This is a genomic window from Rhizocola hellebori (assembly GCF_016862955.1).
In the GTDB taxonomy this organism is placed as follows: domain Bacteria; phylum Actinomycetota; class Actinomycetes; order Mycobacteriales; family Micromonosporaceae; genus Rhizocola; species Rhizocola hellebori.
Genome location: NZ_BONY01000072.1, coordinates 1 through 18802 on the forward strand (window position 1 = coordinate 1; position 18802 = coordinate 18802).

At 67.2% G+C, this 18802-nt stretch carries 16 protein-coding genes; 3 read left to right on the forward strand and 13 right to left on the reverse strand.

Going from position 1 to position 18802, the window contains the following annotated elements:
• The 12 genes from Rhe02_RS38045 to Rhe02_RS38100 all read right to left on the reverse strand — a co-directional run.
• On the reverse strand, positions 1-664 hold a 664-nt coding region (locus tag Rhe02_RS38045; RefSeq protein ID WP_203913335.1), incomplete at its 3' end, for a DUF222 domain-containing protein.
• A 37-nt stretch (positions 665-701) separates the two neighbouring features.
• The gene (locus Rhe02_RS38050; RefSeq protein ID WP_203913336.1) at positions 702-2027 is read right to left on the reverse strand and encodes an MFS transporter; all 1326 of its coding nucleotides are present in this window, start codon (positions 2025-2027) and stop codon (positions 702-704) included.
• 1 nt (position 2028) lies between these two features.
• Positions 2029-2571, reverse strand: coding sequence for an ArsR/SmtB family transcription factor (locus tag Rhe02_RS38055; protein ID WP_239124321.1), 543 nt, complete (start codon positions 2569-2571; stop codon positions 2029-2031).
• Between the two features lie 123 nt (positions 2572-2694).
• Positions 2695-5214: an ABC transporter permease gene (locus Rhe02_RS38060; RefSeq protein WP_203913337.1), complete on the reverse strand. Its 2520-nt coding sequence runs from the start codon at positions 5212-5214 to the stop codon at positions 2695-2697.
• On the reverse strand, positions 5214-5975 hold the full coding sequence (locus Rhe02_RS38065; protein ID WP_203913338.1) for an ABC transporter ATP-binding protein: 762 nt from the start codon (positions 5973-5975) through the stop codon (positions 5214-5216). Before Rhe02_RS38065 ends, Rhe02_RS38060 begins: the two co-directional genes overlap by 1 nt.
• A 165-nt stretch (positions 5976-6140) precedes the next feature.
• A complete protein-coding gene (locus Rhe02_RS38070) occupies positions 6141-8690 on the reverse strand; it encodes an ABC transporter permease (RefSeq protein WP_203913339.1) in 2550 nt (849 codons plus the stop codon).
• On the reverse strand, positions 8683-9420 hold the full coding sequence (locus Rhe02_RS38075; protein WP_203913340.1) for an ABC transporter ATP-binding protein: 738 nt from the start codon (positions 9418-9420) through the stop codon (positions 8683-8685). Before Rhe02_RS38075 ends, Rhe02_RS38070 begins: the two co-directional genes overlap by 8 nt.
• Positions 9421-9474: 54 nt before the next feature.
• Positions 9475-12021, reverse strand: a complete 2547-nt coding sequence (locus tag Rhe02_RS38080; protein WP_203913341.1) for an ABC transporter permease — start codon at positions 12019-12021, stop codon at positions 9475-9477.
• Positions 12018-12773, reverse strand: a complete 756-nt coding sequence (locus Rhe02_RS38085; RefSeq protein ID WP_203913342.1) for an ABC transporter ATP-binding protein — start codon at positions 12771-12773, stop codon at positions 12018-12020. The genes Rhe02_RS38080 and Rhe02_RS38085 overlap by 4 nt, the downstream gene beginning before the upstream one ends.
• 86 nt (positions 12774-12859) lie before the next feature.
• Complete coding sequence (locus Rhe02_RS38090; RefSeq protein ID WP_203913343.1) at positions 12860-13531, reverse strand: response regulator; 672 nt, start codon at positions 13529-13531, stop codon at positions 12860-12862.
• On the reverse strand, positions 13528-14766 hold the full coding sequence (locus Rhe02_RS38095) for a sensor histidine kinase (protein ID WP_239124322.1): 1239 nt from the start codon (positions 14764-14766) through the stop codon (positions 13528-13530). Before Rhe02_RS38095 ends, Rhe02_RS38090 begins: the two co-directional genes overlap by 4 nt.
• Before the next feature lie 145 nt (positions 14767-14911).
• Positions 14912-15823: a RecB family exonuclease gene (locus Rhe02_RS38100; RefSeq protein ID WP_203913344.1), complete on the reverse strand. Its 912-nt coding sequence runs from the start codon at positions 15821-15823 to the stop codon at positions 14912-14914.
• A 65-nt stretch (positions 15824-15888) separates the two neighbouring features.
• Between Rhe02_RS38100 and Rhe02_RS38105 the strand changes: the two genes are divergently transcribed.
• The 3 genes from Rhe02_RS38105 to Rhe02_RS38115 are packed head-to-tail and all read left to right on the forward strand — an operon-like array spanning position 15889 to position 18470.
• Positions 15889-17034 carry a M50 family metallopeptidase gene (locus tag Rhe02_RS38105; protein WP_203913345.1) on the forward strand — a complete coding sequence of 382 codons (1146 nt, stop codon included), beginning with the start codon at positions 15889-15891 and terminating at the stop codon, positions 17032-17034.
• A 3-nt stretch (positions 17035-17037) separates the two neighbouring features.
• The gene (locus Rhe02_RS38110; RefSeq protein WP_203913346.1) at positions 17038-17916 is read left to right on the forward strand and encodes a tRNA (adenine-N1)-methyltransferase; all 879 of its coding nucleotides are present in this window, start codon (positions 17038-17040) and stop codon (positions 17914-17916) included.
• A complete protein-coding gene (locus Rhe02_RS38115) occupies positions 17916-18470 on the forward strand; it encodes a hypothetical protein (RefSeq protein WP_203913373.1) in 555 nt (184 codons plus the stop codon). Before Rhe02_RS38110 ends, Rhe02_RS38115 begins: the two co-directional genes overlap by 1 nt.
• On the opposite strand, the gene Rhe02_RS38120 is transcribed toward Rhe02_RS38115, so the two are convergent.
• Positions 18467-18772 (reverse strand): ferredoxin, encoded by a 306-nt coding sequence (locus Rhe02_RS38120; protein WP_203913347.1) that lies wholly within the window; start codon positions 18770-18772, stop codon positions 18467-18469. The genes Rhe02_RS38115 and Rhe02_RS38120 overlap by 4 nt on opposite strands.
• Positions 18773-18802 lie beyond the last annotated feature (30 nt).

Genomic DNA, 18802 nt, shown 5'->3' on the forward strand with positions numbered 1-18802 from the left:
CCACGCCGCGCCGTGGGCCTGGTGTGACATCGATGTGTCGGCCTTCGAGGAGGTCGAGCAGGGCGTCGGTGCGTAGCTGGTCCATGGTGGCGGTCGCCCCGGACAGTTTGTGGGCCTTCGCGATGGCGGTGATGCGCTCGAACGCGGCTTGGGCGCGCTCTGGTGGTAGCCCCAACGCGGTCAACCGGGCGGTGCCGTCGGGGGCGGGTTCGACGATGACGCGGCGTTCACGGACGCCTTGGGTGCGTTGTTTGCGGGCGTGGTCAGGGTCGGCGGCTAGGGCGCGGCGGTGCAGCATGGCGCGTAACTGGACAGTGTTTTTCTGCGGCGCGACGGGCAGCACCAGGCTGGCGACGTGTTGGGCCACCGCCGGGTCGAGGGCGTGCAAGGTGTCGGCGAAGACGCGGGCCTTGGGAACATCGATGTCGCCACAGTGCAGGGCGGTGAACACGTCGGGCAGGCCGGTGATGAGGTAGTGGGCCAAGCTTTGCTGGGCGTCGGCGGCGGCTTTGGTCCAGGTCAGGGCGAAGGCGACCTCGTCCACGCCGAAGCGCGGATCTGGTGCGGAGTCGAAGACCTGCCGCACCAGAGAAAGCAGCCGGGCGTTTTCTCGGGCCACCACCCGGTTCTGTGCAATCAGCTCATCGATCGCCCCCGCGTTCATGGAAACAAAATAGAAGAGGGGTAAGACAAAAAAGAGGCTAGGAAGTTCCGCCGAAATGATCATTTGTGAGGTGACCCGGTGAGCCGTGATCGGAAGGCGGTCCCGGCCGTTGCGCAGGTATGTCTGTTGTGGACAGTCGCATCTGCGACCACTCTGGCCTCAGGCCCGGGATGACGATGGCGACGAAATAGGCCGCACCCACGATCCATAGAGCCCCAGTGACGCCCGACGCGGTGATCATAGCGGCGGCGAACAGCCCGCCGAACGGGATGCCTGACCATGACAGAGCGCTCGTGAGGGTACGCACGCGTCCGAGCAGCGGTGCGGGAATGCGTTCGTAGTTGACCGCCCCGAGGATCGGGTTGATGAATCCGGAACCGAGGCCGCCGATGGCGAACGTCAGCACCACCGCCCATAGCGGAAGCCCGAGCGCCATTGCAGCGAAACGTGGGATGCCGCCGATGGTGAAACCGATCAGGTATACGGCCCGGCGGGGGAGCCGGTCACCGTACGCGGCGGCCAGGAGCGACGCGATGATGGACGTCGCGCCAAAGGTGCTCACCAGGAACCCGAAGGTGTCCGCATCGTGGCCGGAACGCTGCACCCACGCCGGGAGCAACACCGCCATGAAGGCCTGGTCGAGGAAGTTGGTGGCTATGAGCATGACGACGATGGTGCGCAGCAAGCCCTCGCGGTGCAGGAAGGTGGCCCCCTGCTTGAACTGGGCCACGTATCCGCCCACCGGCGCGTGGGCAGGTTCGCCGGGATCGGGCTTGGGGTCGGTCAAGGTGACTGCGGTGACGAGAGCGGCGAGGCCGAACAGTGCCCCGGCGAAAAGCAGTGCCCGAACACCGCCGAAGGCCGCCACCACGAAGCCCGCGATAAGTGGGCCGATCACGGTCGCAGACCGTTCCACCGTCGTCACGAGGCCGGTGCCGCGTTCGAGGGGTGCGCGGGCGGCCCGTGTCACTGAGGGAACGAAAACCGCTTTGGCCGCGACCGCTGGGCCGTCTGCGGCTCCCGCGAAAGCCAGCAGCACCATCAACCCCCACAGGGGCAGCGTGTCGACCGCATAGAGCAGAGTGGCTGCGACCATGGCAAGCATCGAGACGACATCGCCGGCGATGCTGATGCGCCGCGGGCCGATGCGGTCGATGATGGGGCCGGACAGCGCCTGGGTGATGACGAAGGGCGTGATCTGGCAGAACGCAATCAGGCCGGTCTTTGCCGCGCTGCCGGTGGTGGTGTAGACGAACCAGGGGACCGCGATGGACAGCAGGCGGTTGGCGGAAAGGGAAGTGGCGTAGGCGCTGAGCACGCCGACAAGCCCGCGGAAGGATCGCGGTGGTGGCTGAGCCGACATCTCAACCCTCAGGAGCCGGGGGCGTCGGAAAGACTTGAAGCTGCACTGTGTACGGGACACCTCCGGGCTCATCGGCAACGCCCCGCAGGATGCCATGAATCTGCTCGATGAGCCGTCGCGCCTGCGCCGGTGTCAGCCGAAGCGCGTAGTCACTGAAATCCTGAGCATCGCGTCTGCGCGCCGGAAGCTTCGGCGTGGCGTCGATGGCACGGAACATGGAGTCGCACCATACCTGCGCCAGAGTCCGCAGAAATGTTGTGCCCACCTCATTCGCGGGCACAGAGGTGTTGTCGTGCGCGGCCCGCCACCAACGCTGGCGGCGTATGCCCCGAACAGGTTCGTCGACGACGAAGCCGTGTTGCGCCAGCTGGCGCAGGTGATAGCTGGTGGCTCCGGTGTTCAGATTCAAGCTACGGGCCAGATCCGAAGCGGTCGCCGGCCCATCGGTGCGCAGAGCGGTGAGAATGCGCACCCGCACGGGATGGGCGATGCCCCGCAGGTTGCGCGCATCCAAGGTGATCTGTGTCGATGGACGACTGCTCATGCTTTGAAACTAGCGCGCAGAGGCATTGAGTGCAAACATTCCTGTGCACTGAATTCTGAGACATGAAAAAGGCGATCCGCGGAGCAGGCGGGCTCCGCGGATCGCTCTTCCCCCACAATGGGCTTATTCGTAGGAGATAGCCGCCAGGACGTTGGTGCGGGCGGCGCGGATCGCGGGCAGGATCGCCGCGATGACTCCGACGACGGCACCGAGGACCAGATAGATTCCCATCTGTTCCCAGGGCAGGACCACTTCCTTGAGGCCTTCATCGGCCAGCCCGCGGACGACGGCCGTGCCGAGGCCGACGCCGACGGCGAGGCCCAACGCGGCGCCGAACACGGTGATGACCATCGCCTCGACCGTGATCATCCGCATGGTGGCCATGCGGCCGAGGCCGATCGCGCGGAGCAGACCCAGCTCGCGGGTGCGTTCCAGGACGGACAGAGCCAGCGTGTTGACCACGCCCAGCACGGCGATGAGGATGGCCAGGCCCAGCAGCACCTGGATCATCAGCAGGAACTGAGCCGTCTCGGCCGACTGGGCGTCGAGGTACTCGTCGGCGTTCTGCACGAGCATCTCGGGGCTGTCCACAAGCAGCGCCTCCAGCGACTTGCGGGCGGCGGCCTCGTTGGCGTTGTCGGACAGGTCGACAAAGGCCATCGAGGGCAACTGCTGGCGCATGCCTTCGATCGCGCCCGAGCCGAAGACCATGCCACCGTAGATCTCGCCTTGCTTGTAGACACCAGTGACGGTGTAGGTCTTCTGCAAACCGTTGGCGTGCTGGACGGAAATCACGTCGCTGAGGTGATGGCCGGAGTCGTCGTCGACGATGACCTCGTCCGGTCCGGGCTGGGCCAGCGAGCCGGCGACAGGGGAAAGGGAGAACATCTTCACCGCGGCGGGGAAGTCGGTGTTCACGCTGACCCAGCCGGGCTTGCCATCGATCATCGCCTGGTCACCGTATTCGGCGGAGACGGCGGTGACCCCGGGGACCTGCTTCATTCGCGGCAGTAGAGTGCCATCGAAGGTGGGTTGCAGGCCGGGGCTGCCCTGCCCGGAGACGATCAGCTCGGCGTGGAACTCCTCGGCCACCGAGCCGCGCAGGCTCTTTTCGGCCGAGGTGACGATGGTGTTGACCCCGGTGACGAGGGCGATGCCGACCATCAGCGCGGCGGCCGTGATGGCAGTGCGGCGCGGGTTGCGGCCGGAGTTGAGCCGGCCCAGCTTGCCCGGAACGGACCAGGAGAAGACCCGGCCGAGCACGGAAACCGCGGGCCGGGCCAGGAACGCGCTGAGCAGAGCCACCCCGATGAAGGCGGTGAGCACGCCGGCGAACATGAGCCACACGTTTTCCGCGATGCCGAAGGCGATCAGGCCCGAGCCGATGGCGGTGATGATCGCACCCGAAACCGTGAGCTTGGTCAGCGGACGGTCGGGAGTGGCCACCTCCTGCAGCGCAGCGACCGGGGGCACCCGCGAAGCGCGGATGGCCGGCATGATCGCGGCGATGATGGTGACGATGAGGCCCACGGCGAAGGCGCTGATGACGGCCGCGAGGGGCAGGCCCACCCCGGCCAGCTGGACCTCGCTGAAGCTGGCGAACAGCTGGGAGAGCAGAGCTCCCACGCCGTAGCCGGCGGCCAGGCCGAGCACCGACGCGATCAGTCCAATCACGACTGCCTCTACCAGTACCGAGCCGATCATCTGCCCGCGGCTGGCGCCCAGGGCCCGGGAAAGGGCGAGTTCCTTGGTGCGCTGAGCGACGATGATGGAGAAGGTGTTGAGGATGAGGAAGATGCCCACGAACAGGGCCACACCGGCGAAGCCGAGGAGAATCTTGTTGAAGACGTCCAAGGCTTCCTTGAATCCGCTCGCGATCGCGGCCGCGGCCTCAGAGCCGGTCTGCACGACGTAACCCTTGCCCAGCTTGGTCTTCAGCGCGTCACGAACCGCGACCGGGTCGGATCCGCCGGCCGTGGTCACCGAGATGCTGGTGAACTTGCCTTCCTTGCCGAGCATGAGTTTCTGCGCGACCGGTTCGGTGAACAGGACCTCGGTGACCGGTCCCCGGCTGTCGAGCCTGCCCTCGTACCCGAAGATGCCGACCAATTTGAAGGTCTGCTTCGGCTGGGTGGTGAGCACGCCGACCTGGTCGCCGACCTTGATGCCGGCCTTCTTGGCCAGGGCCGCGTTGACCACGATCTCGTTGGCGGCGCTGGGCGCAACGCCCTCGCGCAGCTCACGGCCGCCGACCTCCCCCGTCCAGTTGCCGCCGAAACGCGGCGGGCCGAAGGTGGCCACGACCTTGCCGTTGGCGCCGATGACACGGGCGCCGTCGGCCTGCACATCGCCGATGGCCTGGGCGACACCGGTTGTCTCGCGCACGGCGGCGAGGTCGGCGGAGGTGAGCATGCCCGGGACCGGTTCACCCTCCATTTCGGACACATTGATGGCCGGGTCGGCGGTGACGATGACATCGGTACCGGAAAGAGAGTTGGCGAACATGTTGTCAAATGAGCGCCCGAGCGAGTCGGTCAGCACGAACGAGCCGGAAACGAACATGACGCCGAGCAGCACGGCGAGCCCGGAGAGAATCAGCCGGAGCTTGCGTGCCAGAAGGCTTTTCAGCGTGGCGCGGAGCATCAGTGATCAGCTCCGATGCGCTTGATGGTGTCCAGCACACGCTCGGCGGTCGGGTCGTCGAGGGAGTCCACGACGCTGCCGTCGGCCAGGAAGATGACACGGTCGGCGAACGAGGCGGCGGTCGCGTCGTGGGTCACCATGACGATGGTCTGGCCGTGGTCGATGACCGACTGGCGCAGGAAGTTGAGCACCTCGCCGCCCGAACGTGAGTCCAGGTTTCCGGTCGGCTCGTCGGCGAAGATGACTTCCGGACGCGAGACCAGTGCCCGCGCGCAGGCCACCCGCTGCTGCTGCCCGCCGGAGAGCTGGGAAGGCCGGTGGCTCAACCGGTCTCCGAGACCCACCGTGTCAATCACCGTTTGGAACCAGGCGCGGTCGGGCTTGCGGCCCGCGATCGCCAACGGCAGCAGGATGTTCTCCTCGGCGGTCAGCGTCGGCAGCAGATTGAACTGCTGGAAGATGAAACCCACCTTCTCGCGCCGAAGCTTGGTCAGGCCCGCATCGTTAAGGCCGGTCAGCTGGGTGTCGCCAACGTAGACCTGCCCTCGGGTCACCGAATCCAGGCCCGCCAGGCAATGCATCAAGGTGGACTTGCCCGAGCCGGAGGGTCCCATGATGGCGGTGAATCTGCCGCGCTGCAGTTCCACGCTCACTTCACGCAACGCGACCACCTGGGCCTCGCCAGTGCCGTAGACCTTCCAGACGCCGTCAGCGCGTGCGGCCGCTGCGGTGATCTGCCGGGCTGGTGCCGCAATAGTCATGATCAATCCTTTGCCGGGTACCGAAATGGACTGGCCCGTTCGTCGCAGAGCAGGCCAGTGAACCCATCTTCAATGCGGGCAAGGAGGAAAACGTCGGTCCAGCGGGCGAGCGGACCCGGTTCTTTAAGCGCGGGGTGACCCTCACCCGAGCCTCAGGGTCAACCCTTATTCATAGGCGATGGCCTGCAGGACGTTGAGCCGCGCCGCGCGCCAGGCGGGAAGCAGCGCGGCGATGAGACCCGCGATGACGGCCAGCACGAGCGTGGCGATGAGGTACCCCCACGGGATGGTGAGTTTGAGGAAGTTCCCGCCGAAGATCTTCACCAGGGTGATCCCGAGCGCGGTGCCCAGCACCATCCCGAGCAGAGCGCCGAAGACGGAGATGAGCACCGCCTCCACGGTGATCATCCAGCCCATCCGGCTGCGGTTCATGCCGATGGCGCGCAGCAGGCCCAGCTCGCGGGTGCGTTCGAAGACCGACAGCAGCAGTGTGTTGATGACCCCGAGCACAGCGACCAGGATGGTCAGGCCGAGCAGCACGTTGAGCACGTTGAGCATCAGGTCCAGGAACGTGGTGGCCTGCTTGATCTGCGCCGACGGGTCGGAGACGCTGACCTCGGGATTGTCGGCCACCAGGGTCTTGAGCTGGGTTCGGACCGGCTCGATCTGAGCCGGATCGGTGACCTTGATGTAGGCCTGCTGGGCCAGTGGCGAGCGGAAACCGCTGGCGTCGGCCGGGCTGATCAGCGGGTTGGTCACCACCTGGCTCGAGGCCAGGATGCCGATCACCTTGAGGTCCTTGGCCTCGCCGCGCGCGGTCTGCATGGTGGCGGTGTCGCCGACTTTGAGCCCGGTCTTGGTGGCGAAGCCGTCGTTGAGGATGATCTCGCCCGAGTTCAGCTCACGGATCTCGCCTTCGCGTGGCTCGAGAGTGAACAGGGTCTGCGCGGCCTTGGCGTCGGTGGCCACCACGAACTCGTCCCGGTTGGCCAGCTTCACGCCATCGGTCTGCAGCGCGGCGGCCGTGCTCACGCCCGGGATCTGGCGCACCTGGTCCATCAGGGCGGGCTGGAATCCGGCGGTCGGGCCGGCCGTGAAGTCGGTCTGCAGGATGAGGTCGGCGTTCAGTTCGCTGGCGAAGATGTCGCTCAGGCCCGCCTTGACCGACGACGCGAACACCCCGGCGCCCGTGGCGAGCGTGACACCGATCATCAACGCGGCGGCGGTGAGCGCGGTGCGGCGCGGATTGCGGCCGGTGTTGCGCACCCCGAGCCGGCCCGGCGTGGCCCAGTCGACCAGTTTGCCGATGGTGCCAGTGATCGGGCGGCTGAGCGCGGGCGCGACCATCACCGCGCCGATGAAGATGAACAGGCATCCGCCGCCGAGGGTGAGGACGTTGTCCTCGAGTGTCTTGGTGCCCTTGAGGATGAGCAGCGCGATCCCGACCGCCATCAGGATGAGGCCAAATGTGGTCAAGCGGCGCAACGGTTTGTCGGGCTTCGCCGCGTCGCGCATCGCCTCGATGGGCGCGACGCGGGAGGCGCGCAGCGCCGGAGCGAGCGCGGAGAGCACCGTGATGATGGTGCCGGCGAACAGGGTGCCGATGACGACCCACGGCGAGATGACCAAGGCCCCGCCCGGAAATCCGGTGGAGCGCAGCAAACGGGTGAGCAGCCAGCCCAGCCCGAATCCGATGAGCAGGCCGACGATCGATGCGGCCAGGCCGAGCAGAAGCGACTCCAGCAACACCGAACGCAGCACCTGACCCCGGTTGGCCCCGAACGACCGGTAGAGCGCCAGCTCCCGGGTGCGCTGGGCGATCAGCATGGAGAAGGTGTTGAAGATGAGGAACGCGCCGGTGAACAGGGCCAGAAACCCGAAGACCGCCAAGCCGGTGGAGAAGATGGACAGGAAGCTCTGGATCCCGCTGGCCTGTTCCTGGGAGGTTTCCTCGCCGGTGCGCACGGTGTAGCCGTCGCCGACCACGGCTTGGGCGCGCTGTTTGAGGGTTTCCTGGCTCACGCCCGGGGCGGCCTTGATGTCCACATTGGAGTAGACGCCGGTCGTGCCCAGCATCAGCTCCTGGGCCACCGGCAGGGTGAAGTAGACGAAGGTTTCTCCGCCGAGCGAATCGCGGCCGCCTTTGTATCCGGAGATGCCCGAGACGGTGAAGGTGCGCCGCGGCTGCAGCGTGATGATCTCGACTTTGTCGCCGACCGTCACCCCGGCCGACTTCGCCAGGTTGGCGCTGAGCACCACCTGATCCGGGGCGGTTGGCCCGGTACCCAGACGAAGCTCAAGGTTTGGATCTTCGTTGATATTGGCCGGCCAGGCGCCGCCCAGGCGAGGCGGGCCGTTGGAGGCAACCACCTTGCCGTCCTTGCCGATGACCCGAGCGCCGTCGGAAACCACTTGCGGCGTCACGCTTTCCGCGCCGTCGAGGCCCTTGAGCTTGTCCGCGACATCCTGCGGCACGACCTTGGTGACCAGCGCTTCGCCGCCGCCGCCCTCCAGCGACGGCACGTCGCTCTTCGCGGTGACCTGAGCGTCGATGTCCTCGTTGATGGTGGAGAACAGGTCGGTGAAGCCCTTGGAGATGGTGTCGCCGCTGACGAAAGCGGCCGACATGAACGCGGTGCCGAGGATGATCGCCAGCGCGGAGAGGATGAGCCGCAGCTTGTGCGCGAACAGACCGCGCAGCATCGCCTTAAGCATTGCGATCCAGCTTCTTCATGCGGTCCAGCACGCTGTCCGCGGTGGGGGAGAGGATCTCGTCGACGATTTCCCCGTCGGCGAGGAAGACCACGCGGTCGGCGTAGGAGGCCGCGTTCGGGTCGTGGGTCACCATGACGATGGTCTGACCGTGCTGGCGCACCGAGTCGCGAAGGAAGTTCAGCACGTCTGTCCCGGAACGCGAGTCGAGGTTGCCGGTCGGCTCGTCGGCGAAGATGACCTCGGGCCGGGAGACCAGCGCGCGGGCGCACGCGACGCGCTGCTGCTGGCCGCCGGACAGCTCGCTGGGCCGGTGATGCAGCCGGTCACCCAGCCCGACCGTGAGGATCACCGTGTCGTACCAGGCCTTGTCGGGCTGACGCCCGGCGATCGCGAGCGGGAGCGTGATGTTCTCCGCCGCGGTCAGCGTGGGAAGCAGGTTGAACTGCTGGAAGATGAAGCCCACTTTTTCGCGCCGCAGCTTGGTCAGCCCGGCGTCGCCAAGCCCGGTCACCTGGGTTTCGCCGATGTAGACCGTGCCGGCGTTGACGGTGTCGAGCCCGGCCAGGCAGTGCATGAGCGTGGACTTGCCCGAACCCGATGGGCCCATGATGGCGGTGTACTTGCCCCGCTCGAACTCGGCGGAGACCCCCCGCAGCGCTTGGACCTGGGCTTCGCCCGTGCCGTAGACCTTCCAGACCTCGACCGCTCGGGCGGCAGGCGTCATCGTCATGGGGGTGATTTTGCCCGAATAAGCCGTGATGAGGGCTTATTCGGGCAAAAACGGTTATTCGTAGGCGATAGCGTCGAGAACGTTCAGGAACGCCGCTCGCAACGCCGGTACCACCGCGGCGAACACCCCGAAGAGGATGGCCGTGACCACATAGGCGATCAGGTTGGTCCACGGCAGCACGATGGTGGTCATGAAGTCGGCCTCGATGAGCGCCTGCGACAACGCCGCCCCCGACCCGACCCCGACCACGAGCCCGAGCAGGCAGCCGAAGACGGCGATCAGGATCGACTCGACCCCGACCATGCGCACCACCGCACCGCGGCTCAACCCGATCGCGCGAACCAGCCCCAGCTCGCGGGTGCGCTCGACAATGCTCAGCAGCAGCGTGTTGAGAATGCCCAGCAGCGCGATGATCAGCGCCACCCCCAGCAGGAAGGTGATCGCCCGGAGCAGGAAGTCGAAAATCTGGTTGAACTGCTTGAGGAACGCCGACATGTCGCCCACGGTCACACCCGGATAATCGGACATGATCTTGTCGACTGAGGCCACGGTCGCGGCCACGTCCGTGCCCTGCGACACCGACACGAACCCTTGGTAGGCAAGGCCCCCGGCGAAGTCGTCGACGGCCGCCTCGGCCAGCAGCGGACCCGAGACCGTCGGCGTCGCCTTGTAGATGCCGACCAGCGTGTAGTCGCGCTCCACCGCCTCGATGCGCACCTTGACCTTCTCGCCGACCTTCCAGCCGCGGTCTTTCGCGAGATTGTCGTCGATGACGAACTCGTTGGGCGACAGCTTGCCCAGCCGTCCCTCGATCGTTTCCATCTTCCACATGCGTTGCGCCACAGCCACATCCGTGGCCGCCAGGCCCGGGTAGGGCTGGCCGCCCAGCGCGCCGTTGAGCGTGATGTGCCACGAGGCGACATCGGTGACCCCCGGCAGCTGGCTCACCTTGTCCATGGCGGTTGGGTTGTACCCGGTGCGCCCATCGGGCGGGGCGGTGTTGGGGCCCAGCACGATGATGGCCACGTCATAGCGGCCGATGTCGTTCTCCAGACTCGTCTTGAACGACTCGGTGACCGTGGCCGCCGCGCTGATCAGCGTGACACCGATCATCAGGGAGATGGCGGTGACCGCGGTGCGGCGCGGGTTGCGCAGTGAGTTGCGCACGCCGAGCTTGCCCGCCTGGCCCCATCCCACGAGGTAGCCCAGCAACCGGACCACCGGCTTGGCCAGCATGGGGGAGAGCAGCATGACGCCGATGAAGACCAGCCCCAGGCCGGCGGCCAGGATGAGCGTGCTCTGCGGCACACTGGCCAGCAATGGCAATGCCACTAGCGCCAATCCTGGTACCAGGAAACAGCTGCCGGTAATGGTCAGACCCACCAGCGACTTGTCCGGCCGGACCACCTCGCGCATGGCCGCGACCGGCGGCACGCTCGAGGCTTTGATAGCCGGTACGAAGGCCGCGATGACGGTGACCAGAATGCCCATCGCGTAGGACCACAGCACCGCCCACGGCGACAACACGATCCCGGCGCTTTCGATGCCCAGGCCGATGCCGCTGGTGAGCATGCGCTCGACCAGAGCCCCGACGCCCGCGCCGAGGGCAAGACCGAGCGTCGCCCCGACCCCGCCGACGATGAGCGCCTCGAGCATGACCGAGCCCACCACCTGACCCCAGCCCGCGCCCATGGCACGAAGCAGGGCCAGCTCTCGGGAGCGTTGCGCCACAATGATGTTGAAGGTGTTGTAGATGAGGAAGATGCCGACGAACGCCGCGATGATGGCGAAGGCGGTGAGGATGATCTGGAAGACGCTGAACTGGTCACCGAGCACATTGGACTGTTGTTCGGTCACCTCCTCGCCGGTGAGCGCCTTGAACCCGGCCGGCAGCTGCGCTTCGATGCGCTTCTTCAGCTCCTCGTGGGTCACCCCGTCCTTGGCGCTGAACGACGCGTTGGCGAAGACATCGCGTTTGCCGTAGAACATTTCCTGGGCGTGGCCGAGCTCGAAGAGGATGAGCGCCTCTCCCGCCAGCGAATCGCGGCCGCCGGAGTAGCCGACGATGCCGCTGACGCGATAGTTCTTGGGCTCGCCGAGCTGCGGCACGAAGATCTTGAGCTGCTCGCCGCGCTTCACCTTGGCCAGCTTGGCGGTGTTGGCGGAGATGGCCACCTCGTCCGCGGAGTGCGGCCAGTCGCCTTCGCGCAGCTCGACCAGGCCGAGGGGGTCGCGTCCGTCGGTGCCCGCGGCGATCGTGGTCTGGGTGGTCACCTCGTCGCCGGTGTCGGACTGGAAGGGCACCACGCCCTGCCCGCTCACCTCGCCGCTGGCCTTGTCCACACCGTCCACTTTGGACATTTTCTCCAGCTCGGCGGCGGACAGCAGCACCCTTTCGCCGTTGTCCGACTCCTTGGTCGGCTGGACCTGCACCGCGACGTTCTCGTTGATGGTGGCGAACAATCCGGCGAAGCGCGCGTTGAGCGTGTCGCTCAGAACCATGCTGCCGGAAAGGAAACCGACCGACAGCACGATGGCGATGACCGCAAGAGCCAGGCGCAGCTTGCGCTGCAAAAGCCCGCGCAGGCTAGCTTTTATCATTCCGGCGCTCCGACCGTCAGATCGAGACTCTTAATTTTATCGAGTACGGCTTCCGCGGTCGGCGAATGCAGTTCGTCCACGATCCGCCCGTCGCCGAGGAACACCACCCGATCGGCATACGAGGCCGCGTTGGCGTCGTGGGTCACCATGACGATGGTCTGGCCGTACTCGGAGACGCTGCGGCGAAGGAACGACAGGATGTCCGCGCCGGAACGCGAGTCGAGGTTGCCGGTCGGCTCATCGGCGAAAATCACCTCGGGCCGCGAGGCGAGCGCCCGCGCGCACGCCACCCGCTGCTGCTGTCCACCGGACAGCTGACTCGGGCGGTGGCTGAGCCGATCGGCCAGACCCACCGTGTTGATCACAGTCTGGTACCACTCCTGGTCCGGCTTGCGCCCGGCAATCGCCAGCGGCAGCAGGATGTTCTCCTCGGCGGTCAGCGTCGGCAACAGGTTGAACTGCTGGAAAATGAAGCCCACCTTTTCCCGGCGCAGTTTGGTCAGCCCGGCATCGGACAGCCCGGTCACCATGGCCTCGCCGATCATCACCTGGCCCCGGGTGACCGAGTCCAGCCCGGCCAGGCAGTGCATGAGCGTCGACTTGCCCGAGCCGGAAGGACCCATGATGGCCGTGAACTTTCCCCGCTCGACCTCAAGGCTCACCCCGCGCAGCGCGATGACCTGCGCCTCCCCGACGCCATATACCTTCCACACATCCACCGCACGTGCGGCGGCGCTCATAGGCGAATTCATGCCACTCAGCGTGACAGCGGCTTTTCAGCTGACCCTCAGACCGCAGCACGGTTCTGGCCTAGGCCCTGTGGGGGAAGCGCTCCTCCTTAAGAAGGAGCCCCCGGCTTGACCAAGCCTGTTTCGTAGGCAAGTACCACCGCTTGGACCCGGTCGCGCAAGCCCAGCTTTGTCAGCATGTGTCCCACATGGGTCTTGACTGTCGTCTCGCTGACTGTCAGCGCCTGGGCTATCTCCGCATTGGACAGTCCCTTGGCGACCTGAATCAGCACCTCGGTCTCGCGTTCGGTCAGCGACGAGAGCTGGTTGGGCAGGACAGCGGTGGGGTCGGGAAGCAGAGTGGCGAAGCGGTCGAGCAGGCGGCGCAGAATGCGCGGGCCCACCACGGCCTCGCCCGCGGCGACGGTGCGGATCGCGGTGACCAGCTCCTCGGCCGGAACGTCCTTGGCCAGAAACCCGCTCGCGCCCGCCCGCAAGGCGCCGACGACGTAATCGTCCAGATCGAAGGTGGTGAGGATGAGGACCCTTACCGGAAGTTTGAGGTTCACGATTTCGCGGGTCGCGGCGACCCCGTCGCGGCGCGGCATCCGCACATCCATCAGCACCACATCGGGCAGCAGCCGCCGGGCCATCTCGACGGCCTCGACGCCGTCGGTCGCCTCGCCGACGATGTCCAGATCGGCCTCGGTGCCCAGCACCAGCTTGAAGCCGGTGCGTAGCAACTGCTGGTCGTCGGCGAGCAGCACCCGGATCGGCCTCACACCACCGCCCCCACTTCTACCTCGGTTGTCAGAGGTTCCAAGGGAATTTTGGCGTACACCCGAAAGCCGCCGCCGGGCCGGGGCCCGGTTCGCAGCGTTCCGCCGTAAACGGCCACCCTTTCTCGCATGCCGAGCAGGCCGTGGCCGGGCATCATGCCTTCGCGCGGGCCATGGCCGGTGTCGAACACCTCGATCGTCAGCAGGTCCGGCTGGATCGCCATGCGCACCTCGGCGGTGGCGTGCCCGGCGTGCTTGAGCGCGTTGGTCAGCGCCTCCTGCACGATGCGGTAGGCGGTCAGCGCGACACCCGGATCGAGCTCGGCGGGCTCCCCTTCGACGCGAAGCGTCGCCGCCAGACCCGCTTCGCGGACCTGCTCGACCAGCGCCCGCACTCCGCCCAGCCCTGGCTGCGGGGTCAGCTGCGATTCCTCCGACTCCACCCGCAACAGGAACAGCAGCCGGCGCAGCTCCCGAAGCGTGGTGCGGCTGGTCTGCTCGATGGTGCTCAGCGCCTGCTCGGCCGCGTCGTAGTCGTGCTTGAGCACGCGCCGGGCGCCGGTGGCCATCACCCCGATGACGCTCACATGATGGGCCACCACGTCGTGCAGCTCGCGCGCGATCCGGCGGCGCTCCTCGGCCACGGCCTGCTCGGCGTGGGCCTGCCGGCCGTCCTCGGCGGCGGACGCCCGCTCCCGAAGCGCTTGCGCGGCAAGGCGTCTGGCCTGAATGGTCCGTCCAATGAGGAACAGCACCACCATCATCACCAGATTGACGAGCATCCCAGCCGAGGTGGAGATCAGTGGCTGGCCGTCGTGACCGTTGAGAGCGCCGTTGCGCACCGCCGCCAGGAAGGCCAGATCGTTGGCCAGCCACAACAGCGCGCTGCCGACCACCGCCCGCCACCAGGTTTCGTAGGCGGCCAGCGTGTAAGCCAGCACGTAGAGCGCGACGCCCTGGGCCGCCCACAGGTCCTGCTCCAGCACGCCCAGGAGGATGAAGACCCCGGTCGCCGCCACCGCGGCCCACAGCCATCGGCGGCGGATGACGATCGGGGTCAAGGTCAGCGCTATCCAGAACGGCAGCCACGGGCCGGGACCGCCGTACCAGTCGTCGGGGCCGGCCACCCACATCATCAGCTCGACCGCCAGCACGCCGGCGGCCAGCGCAGCGTCAGCACGCCACGTCGTCCACCACGTCGTGCGCAGCATCGGCGAAAGCCAAGAGGGGATAGCCACGTAGGCAGGGTATATGGCGCGTGCGAAGCAACGCGCGGCATTGCCGCCTGGAAGCCGCTGTCTTCCCTCACGATCATGAAGCCAAAGAGAGCGGCTTCATGATCGCTCAGTCCAGACACCGGCGCGGCAATGCGGATGCGGGTGCTTAGGGCTGCTGGACGCCGTCGAGGCGGAGTTGGCGGCTGTCGGCGGTGGCGACGGTCAGCTGCTGCGGGAAGGGCGGCACCTCGCCACCGAACGCCGGGCAGCGCACCTGATGGCTGCACCAGGCGCACAGCTTGCTGGGCTTGGGGCGGAAATCCTGTGCGGCGGTCGCCGCCTCGATGGCCCGCCACAGCGCTATCAGCGTGCGCTCGAAGCTGACCAGCTCCTCGGCGTCGGGCGAATAGTCGCAGACCTGGGCGTCTTTGAGGTAGAGCAATCTGAGCACCCGGGGCACCACACCGCGGGTGCGCCACAGCACCAGCGCATAGAACTTCAGCTGGAACAGGGCCCGCGCTTCGAAGGCCTCCCTTGGCGCACCGCCGGTCTTGTAATCGACCACCCGCAGATCGCCGGCGGGGGAGATGTCGAGGCGGTCCACGTACCCCCGGATGAGCAATTGATCGTCGATGGTCGCTTCGATGAGCGCCTCCCGCTCGGCAGGGTCGAGCCGCCGCGGATCCTCCACGCTGAAGTAGCCGCCCAGCAGCTCGCGTGCCGACGCCAGAAACCCGGCGAGCTGATCGCTTTCGCCATCGGCGAAAAGCCCGGCCAGCTCGGGCTGCTCGACGGCCAGCCGCTCCCACTGCGGGGCGATCAGCGCGGCCGCGGTGGCCTCGGTGCGTTCCGCCGAGGCGTGGTCGAACAGCTTCTCCAGCACGGCATGGACCAGCGTGCCCCGCGCCTGGTCGGCGCTGGGCTGCTCGGGGAGGCGATCGATGCTGCGGAAACGGAACAGCAGCGGGCAGGTCTTGAAGTCGGCCGCTCGCGAGGGGGACAGGGAGGGCAGGCGTCGCACTTCCGCCGTTTCGTCGGGGACGATACCGGCCACAGTGGCGGCCGCAGCTTCGGTCATGGCAACAGGCTAGGACAGCCCTACGACATCGGGGCCGTAGCATGGTCGCGTATGGAGCCACTTTCATGAGCAACGCGTCCGGGGACGATTACCGGCCGGCGGGGTTCCAGGTCGGGCGGGTGCTCGGGTTTCCCTTGCGGCTCACCAGCTCCTGGGTCTTCCTGGCCCTGTTCATCGTGTTGTTCTACAGCGACATCCTCGGTGACACGCTGGGTCTGCACGGCGCGGTCCGTTACCTGGCCGGGATGGGTTTCGTGGCCGGGCTGCTGCTGTCGGTTCTCCTACACGAGCTCGGTCACGCGCTGACCGCCCGCCGTTTCGGGGTGGGCGTGCGGGGCATCACCCTCGACCTGCTCGGCGGCTACACCGAATTCGACCAGGACTCGCCGCGTCCGGGGGTGGAGCTGGCCACCGCGCTGGCCGGGCCCGGGGTCTCGGCCGTGCTGGGAATAGGCTGCACGATCGCGGCGATCACCCTGCCCGAGGGCACGATCGGCGACAAGATCGCTGCTCAGCTCGCGGTGGCCAACCTGATCGTCGCCGTTTACAACGCCCTGCCCGGCTGGCCGCTCGACGGCGGCCGCGCCCTGCGCGCGGCGGTGTGGGCGGTCAACGGCGACCGCGATCGCGGCCTGAAGGTGGCGGGCTGGTCGGGCCGGGTGGTCGCGGTGCTCACCGGCGCGGCGTCGGTGGCCCTGTTCCTTCAGGGCTGGTACGACTCCGTGTTCTCGCTGCTGATCGGCGCCTGGATAGCCTTCACCATCTGGCGCGGCGCGACGACGGCGGTGCTCACCGCGAAGGTGCGAGCGCGCTATCCGATGGTCGACCCGGTTCAGCTGGCCCGTCCGATTTTCTCGGTACCCTCCGGGACCTCGCTGGCCGAGGCGCTGCGCCGGGCGGAGGAGGCGGGCGTGACCCAGGCGGCGCTCGGTGTCACCGACCCCGATGGCCGCCTCATCGCCCTGGTGGTGCCCGCCGCGGCCGCCGCCGTGCCCGACCAGCGCCGGCCCTGGGTGACCGTGGAGACCCTGGCCCGCGGCATCGACGCGGTGGCCACCATCCCGGCCTCGGCACGCGGCGCAGACGTGATCAAGCTGCTGCGGGGGGACCCGGACAGGCCTTACCTTGTGATGGCCGGGGATGATGTCGTCGGAGTGGTGACCATCATGGACGTGGTCAGGGTGCTGGACCCGGAGCAGAACAGGCGGTAGCACATGGGGCGGCGAGGGCCTTTCGAGGTGGGGGACAGGGTGCAGCTCACCGACCCCAAGGGGCGGATGCACACCATCGTTCTGGAGCCTGGCAAGGCTTACCACACCCATCGCGGCGCGCTGGCGCACGACGATCTGATCGGGCTGCCCGACGGCAGCGTGGTCACCTCGGCCAACGGCACGGCCTACATGGCCCTGCGGCCGCTGCTGGCCGACTATGTGCTGTCGATGCCGCGCGGCGCCCAGGTCATCTATCCCAAGGACGCGGCGCAGATCGTGGCGATGGGTGACGTGTTCCCCGGCGCGAAGGTTCTCGAGGCCGGCGCGGGTTCCGGGGCGCTGTCGTGCTCGCTGCTCAACGCGGTGGGCGACGGCGGCGAGCTGTGGTCCTATGAGCTTCGCGAAGACTTCGCCGCGGTGGCGCGCAAGAACGTGGAAGCCTGGTTCGGCGGGGCGCCCGCGGCGTGGAATCTCAAGGTGGGCGACGTCTCCGACTGCGCCGAGACCGGCTTCGACCGCATCATTCTCGACATGCTCACCCCATATGCCGCGCTTGACCTGGTTGAGCGCGCTCTGTTGCCCGGTGGCGTGTTCATCGGGTATGTGGCGACCACCACCCAGCTCTCCGATCTGGTCGAGGCGCTGCGTGAGCGCGGCTGTTTCACCGAGCCCTACGCATGGGAGTCGCTGGTACGAGATTGGCACGCCGACGGCCTGGCCGTGCGGCCCGACCACCGGATGATCGCCCACACGGCGTTCCTCGTGCGGTCACGCCGGCTCGCGCCGGGCGTGACCGCCCCGCCCCGGCGCCGTAAGCCGAGCAAGGGAGCGGAGGCTTACCAGGCGCGCAAGTTGGCGGCTGCCGGAGGGGAGCAGTCGTGATGATTCCCTCGGTCTTTCCGGACTGGTCGCCCTATCCCGACCTGGAATCGGCCGCCCGAGCCTATTTGCGCGATCCCGAGGTGGCGCTGGACGTTCTGAGTGGCGTGCTGGCGGGCTCGCAGGTGCTGGGCTTCACCCTGGAGCGCTTCGTCAACGAGCACAACGGGGTGTGGCAGGAGGTTGTCGTCTGCGATGGATCCCGTCTGTTGCTTTGGCACGGCGAGGATGTGGGCCCCGGCGACGGGCCTTCCGGTTCGATGGTGTCCTCGCTGCGCGTTGTGCCACTTTCGGTGGTCATCGAGGTGGGTTGCCGCCGAAGGCTCACCCGCACCGCCAGCAATCAGTTGCGAGTAGACAGTGTCGACGTGTACCTGCTGCTCAGTTCCCTTGACGAATCCGGCAACGGTCATCCCGGCGACGACCACCGCGCCCACATCCGCCAGGACGCGCTGCGCTTCGGCAAAACCCTGGAAGACGGCGGCCCCGGCCAGATCAGCCGGCTCGAAGAATTCGCTTCGCTGGTCGCCTCGCTAGCCGGACGCCCGTTACTTTAAGCGCGCGTCGATATCTCCACCCGGACTTGAGCGCGCTCTTCTTCACTGAGCTGATGAGAGTCCTGCTCGCGGTGGAGGTGGATGCACTCCCCGGGGCACTCGACGGCCGCGTCGATGACTTCGAGCCGCAAATGGGCAGGCACCTCGACCAATGCACCCGCCGCGAGCTGCATTTCGCCGGTTTCGTTCTTCACGTAGGCAAGCCCGTCCACGTCGAACTCGAAAACCTCGGGGGCGTATTGCACGCACAGCCCGTCACCAGTGCACAGGTCCTGATCCACGCGGACACGAAGTTCGGTCACTCCACGACAGTACCGTGGCCAGGTTGTTGC